Source organism: Acinetobacter sp. YH12070, assembly GCF_013419625.1.
GTDB lineage: Bacteria > Pseudomonadota > Gammaproteobacteria > Pseudomonadales > Moraxellaceae > Acinetobacter > Acinetobacter amyesii.
In genome coordinates this window covers 76,881-82,968 of the sequence record NZ_VOZT01000010.1, presented here as the reverse complement: position 1 = coordinate 82,968, position 6,088 = coordinate 76,881, and the positions used below count along the sequence as shown (strand labels likewise).

The following is a 6,088-nucleotide window of genomic DNA, read 5'->3' as shown; positions in this document are numbered from 1 at the left end:
TTCAGCAAGTGTTTTTTCTGCTTTGATCGCAGCAAGTGCTACCTTAGCCTTAAAGTCGTTTGAATGATTTCTTCTTGGTCTACGTGCCATAAAATACTCCATATATTGATGTTTATAACATCATTTGGGGAGCAAAATATCACTTATAAGTGTTGTTCAAATTTCCTGATCCACCTCTATCCAATGGTGGCACAATCACTTGTTCAAAATTTTGGTCGTCTGCAAAAGTAGAAAGAGCTTTATCTGTTGCCTGCTTTAAATTTCTAAAACACACGACATTACCAAAAGCTTTAGTTGGTTTGTAAATACGGTTTGTACGCGAAAAAGCCTGAATTAATCCGTGATATTTTAAGTTCTTGTCGACATAAATCGTATTAAGTGGCAATGAGTCAAACCCTGTCAGGAACATATTCACCACCAACAGCAAATCAATTGGCGGACCTTTCAACTCCCCAACTTCTTTAGGTGGTTTAGGGACTTTGAAGTACTTAACTCGATCACCTAGATTTTTATAATATTCGTAAAATCCTTCGTCACAGTTATAGCTAGTCAGATGGCGCGTATTGAATTCTGCAATGATCCGTTCAAGTTGCGCTTTACGCCCCATATCAACTTGACTCGGCTGTTCAAGTTCTTCTTCAGAAATCGTACCTGTTGTGGAGTCATTGGCGTCGTTTGTCGTGTCCTGCGCTCCAAAAGAAAAAATCGTACCAATCACTAAAGGGGTATAAATTTCTTCCTTCTTGTCCGCTTCTGCAACCAACTCTGCTTGGACTTTGGCAAATATTGCATAATATTGAAGCAGGACATCTACTGAGCTGACACAAAACATTGAACAAAATTCGCGTTTTGCCGTTTTTTTGTCATGATTTTTTAAAATATAACGTACAATTTTTTCTAAGCGCTCAGGGTTGTCATACAGTTCTTTAGTATCGATGCCTTGTATTTTTTCATCACCTGCATTCACCTGATGAGCGGTAAATTGTCCTACGTAATCAATTTGAAATGGTAAAACATTTTTATCTGCTATCGCATCGACAATCACATATTTATGCAGTCGTTTAGGGAATAGATATTCTGTGGTGTATTTCACGCCACCAATGCTTTGACAGTTCACAGGAAAAATAGGCGTGCCTGTAAAACCGAACATTTGCGTCTGTTTAAAGAAGCGTTTGATATTTTGGTGAGTATCACCAAATTGACTGCGGTGGCATTCATCAAAAATAAATACGACTTTTTTATCTGCCAAATCAGCGATCAATTCTCTGAATTTAGGGAGTGTAATTGCGTTATTCAGCTTTTGAATGGTCGTCACGACCAATTTATCTGTGAGTATATTGCTTTCATTTTTTCGTGAGTTCAGCCGTTTACCGATGAGCTGTTCGACCAATGTTTTGGTGTTGGTCGTTTGGTCTACGCAGTCGGGAACAAAGGCATTAAACTCTTTAGTGGTTTGATTATCTAGGTCTTTTCGGTCCACAACAAAAATTACTTTTTCTATTTCTGGCAACTGACGCATGATTTCACTGGCTTTAAATGCCGTGAGTGTTTTCCCCGAACCCGTTGTATGCCAAATATAGGCATGATCGGTTGAGGTTTTCACATGCTGAATCATGTTTTCAACTGCATAGACTTGATAAGGTCGTAGCACCATTAAGCATTCATTTGTTTGATGCTGAACGATGTATTTACTGATCATTTTCGTAATATGTGGTGCGTTTAAAAATGCTTCGGTAAATTTACTCAAATCATTAATTGCTTTGTTGTTTTCATCGGCCCACGGAAATGTGAAATCAAACAGTGGCGTACCGTGTGAATAATATAAGCAATTTACGCTGTTGCTAATGACAAACAGCTGGATGTATCCAAACAGACCTTGTCCAGATGTATAGGCGTCTTTACTGTAGTTATGCACTTGGTGAAACGCCTGTGCGATTTCTACGCCACTGCGTTTAAGTTCAACTTGTACTAATGGAAAACCGTTGATCAATAGCGTGACATCAAAACGGCTGGTTTCTGTACCGCTCTCACCGTATTGAACCGTCACTTGGTTAGTCACTTGAAAAATATTTTTTTCTGCATCATCACTTAAAAATCGCAGTGTTTGGGTCGTACCGTCATCATGTTTAAGCTGGTATGAACCACGCAAAAGTTTGGCTTTGCCGAAAATCGTATGTTCACTGCTCAGGTAATTCCATACCTGTTCCCATTGCTCATGTGTGAGTGGTGCAGTCAGTGCGTTAAATTTCTCTATTTGATTTTTTAAGTTTAGGAGTAAAGCTGTTTCGTTTCTGTACTGAACACGTTCGTACCCTAAAGTTGTTAAATGCGCTATAAATTGGTTTTCGAGTTCAAGTTCTTTTTGGGTCGACATTTATAATACTGCTCAATTTTTAACTATTGGTATGCATATCTATTGATTCTAATAGATTTATTATATTTTTCAATCTTTTAAATTCATCAAATAAACATCTAAACTGATGATACAGATCACTGTTTTTTCTTTTAGGAATCCTTCAGTACTTTCTTAAATAACTGATGTTACGCAGTAACATCAGAAGCGCCATTTAATTCAAATAAATGAACGATACGCGGTAACGTCATCCGCAAGTGTTTGAGACAGGACTACTTCTAATCAAAAATGTTTTTGCGATATTTATTGAATAATTTGACGGTAGTGAACGAGTTTTGCAGATGACAATGGTTTTGGGTACTTTTGCCGAAACAAAAGTACCTCCAGCCGAAGGCTAATCCCTTTATTCAAACCCTAGATGCAAGACTCCGTCGAATAGGCTTAAAAATCATTTTAAAAATGCGAAATTACTTTTTATGTGCGTAACATCAGTTAAATAAAAAAATTCCCGCATTTGGATAAATGCAGGAATTTTATGAAACTCTATAAACAATCAGACAAACATTTGCTGTAACAAGCCTTTTTTCCACTGTTTAGCTTGTTCAATTTGCTGCGCTACACCTGCAATTTTTTGGTCAATAGCTGATAGGAAATTAGCGATTTTAGTTTGTTCTTCTAGGCAAGGAAATTTAATTTCCATTTTTGAAATCATATCCATTCGTACAGAATCGACAGAGTTCTTTGCTGACAACCTTTTGACCCGATCATAAAAATAATTAGAAAAATAAATGTAGAGATATTTACCAATCATCTTTTCAGAAAATCCATATAAACAATAAACTCGCTGATGAAAATCAAATTTTCCGTCAATATAATGGAAGTTTTTCCCAACTCCCACACCGTCACCAGATGTCAAAATTGCTTCCGTATCCATGCTAAATGAATTAATTCTTTCAACTGTTTGAGAGCGCACAAAAAAAGGATAACTACCGTCATCTACTTTATTCTGAGTATCTTTATTACCTGTAGTAATCTTACATACATCGCCAATACATGTACTCCCCCACTCCCCAAACTCACTCCCATCATCCGCTTTAAAACGAATCTGCTGGCTAAACAGCTTTTGCATCATGCCTTGTTTATATTGGCTCAGTAGTTCATGTTTTTGGCTCAGTTGACCAATCCTTTCATCCACGACGGAAAGGAAAGAAGCGATTTTGGTTTGTTCTTCAGCAGTTGGTAAATCAATCTTTAATTCTGCAAAATTTGATTGCCCAAGAGTTTTGTTTCGACCTGCACCACCTGGTGAAGCAAATTCTAAATAACTTTGCCCTTTATCTGTTATAAACATATAGCGTAAAAAATTAACATCAGATAAGCCATCTTTGGGTGCATACATTGGAAAACGATGTGAAGCAATTAATCCATTTTCTTTATCTGATGTAACAGCGATAGCTCTTTCCCAAGCGAATACAATGTTTACTACAAGAGCATTTGGCACTACCCAAAAAACTCTTTTATTACCAAGTTCTTTACCTGTTACTGACTCTTTATGAAAAATACCTTTACCATGGGAGCGAATTCCGATTTGTATATAATTTTGAGTACCTACCACATTAACTGGATTAGATATACGCTCAAGAAAAGAATCTAATCTTTTCTTGCTCCAATTCCCCTCAAACTCTTTAAACCGCAATTTAGGCGAAGCCATTACTTCACCTCCGCAAAAGGTGAATCAATGCCGAGTTCTGCACAAAACTTAGAAATTTCTGCATCAGTTTTTAGGCTTTCAACCTCTAAGGCTTAAAGCTGTTTCGCTATTGCATCTAAATCAATTTCAGCTTCCGCTTCAAAAGTATCGACATAACGAGGAATATTCAAATTGAAATCATTGTCAGCAACTTCTTGCAAACTCGCTACGTATGCATATTTTTCAATATTTTGACGGTTTTCAAATGCACCAATAATATTGTCTAAATGCTCTGGCAAAAGCTTGTTTTGATTCTTTTGCTTATCAAACTCGTTACTCGCATCAATAAATAAAATATTGTCGCTATGCTCACGGTTTTTCTTCAACACCAACACACAGGTTGGAATAGACGTGCCATAGAAAATATTGGCAGGTAAACCAATAATCGTATCAATCACATTTAACTTTTCAATTAGATGCTTACGAATATGCCCTTCACTCGAACCACGGAACAAAACTCCATGCGGCAGTACGATCGCCAAAGTCCCATTTTCATCTAACTGATAAAGCATGTGCTGTAAAAACGCCATATCGGCCTTAGAACTTGGAGCTAACTTGCCAAAATCACGGAAACGCGGATCGCTTAAGTATGACTCACTCGCAGACCACTTTGCCGAAAATGGTGGATTCGCTACAATCGCATCAAATTTCAGTTCCATATGCTGTGGACGTTTTAAAGTATCTTCCTGCTTAATTTCAAACTTTGAGTAATGCACATCATGCAAAATCATGTTCATGCGCGCCAAGTTATATGTCGTACGATTCATTTCTTGACCATAAATCGCATCCACATCACCAACTTCACGCTTTACACGTAGCAATAAAGATCCTGAACCACAAGTCGGGTCATATACACTGCGTAGACGTTCTTTACCTAAGGTGACAAGTTTTGCAAGCAAAGTCGAAACCATTTGCGGTGTATAAAACTCACCTGCTTTTTTACCAGCACCTGAAGCAAATTCACCAATGAGAAACTCATAAGCATCGCCTAAAATATCAGACTCAGTATTCGATAAATCAAAATTAATATCGTCCAAATGTACGATCACACGGCTAATCAGCTCATTGCGGTCATCAGGCGTATTTCCTAACTTGGTCGAACTTAAATCCATGTCTTCAAACAAATGCGAAAAATCATCTGCCGCATCTGTACGCAGCGTACTTTGCTCAATTGCCTTAAGGGTTTTAATTACATCATCCAAAATGTATTTTTTTGCTCGAGCCAATGTTGCCATACTATGGAACAATTCTTGTGGCGCTAAGAAATAGCCCATACTGGCAAGACATTCTTCACGCACAGCACTCAAATATGCATGATTATTTTCAGTATCTTCGACCAATTCTGCAAACTTAATTTGATCAGGCGCCAAAATGTCGTTGGCATTATTTTGAATTTTTTCAGACAAATATTTGTAGAAGATCAAGCCCAAAATGTAATCACGGAATTCATCTGCCCCCATTTTACCGCGCAAAGTATTGGCAATATTCCAGAGTTGTTTTTGCAGTTCTTGAAGCTGGACTTGAGTCATTGTTGTACCAAAAAATGTTTTTAATTAATCATAAAAAAAGCCGAACCCGAAGGTTCGACTTTTTTGAATTTTGGTGGAGATGGCGGGAGTTGAACCCGCGTCCGCCAGCACTACGCTCGAGAATACTACATGCTTAGATATCGTCTATTGATTTAGCTCTTTGTGACCCGACGAACAGGGTACAAATCGCGATCCTTTAAGATTTAGTATAAGACCCCAAGGCTTGATCTTATACGGACTTGTGTGCGTTCGCTTCAGTCGGGACCCCTAACCACAAGTATTCAGGGATGCGGACAAGCTGCCCTTAGGCAGCTAGAGCGTAAGTTTCGTCGTTTGCGACTAAAATATGCAAATTTGATTTACGAGAGAAAATGCGCTCTCGACATGCATCTATGAGTTTCATCACCAGCGTCGAAGCCAGAAACATCCCCAAAGTAGCGTCATCATAGCATAACT

General features: G+C 38.1%; 2 protein-coding genes, 1 other RNA gene and 1 pseudogene. All 4 read right to left on the bottom strand.

Translation table 11 applies throughout. The features are described 5' to 3' along the window. Positions 1-139: 139 nt before the first annotated feature. The 4 genes and pseudogenes from FTU17_RS04625 to ssrA all read right to left on the bottom strand — a co-directional run bounded on the left by FTU17_RS04625 (position 140) and on the right by ssrA (position 6,063). Positions 140-2,374 carry a type I restriction endonuclease subunit R gene (locus tag FTU17_RS04625; RefSeq protein WP_180134781.1) on the bottom strand — a complete coding sequence of 745 codons (2,235 nt, stop codon included), beginning with the start codon at positions 2,372-2,374 and terminating at the stop codon, positions 140-142. Between the two features lie 532 nt (positions 2,375-2,906). Further along, positions 2,907-4,064: a restriction endonuclease subunit S gene (locus FTU17_RS04620; RefSeq protein ID WP_180134780.1), complete on the bottom strand. Its 1,158-nt coding sequence runs from the start codon at positions 4,062-4,064 to the stop codon at positions 2,907-2,909. Beyond that, positions 4,064-5,632 (bottom strand): annotated as a pseudogene (locus tag FTU17_RS04615) (type I restriction-modification system subunit M). Before FTU17_RS04615 ends, FTU17_RS04620 begins: the two are co-directional and overlap by 1 nt. Before the next feature lie 71 nt (positions 5,633-5,703). Further along, positions 5,704-6,063, bottom strand: a transfer-messenger RNA (tmRNA) gene (ssrA, locus tag FTU17_RS04610). Between the last annotated feature and the right edge of the window lie 25 nt (positions 6,064-6,088).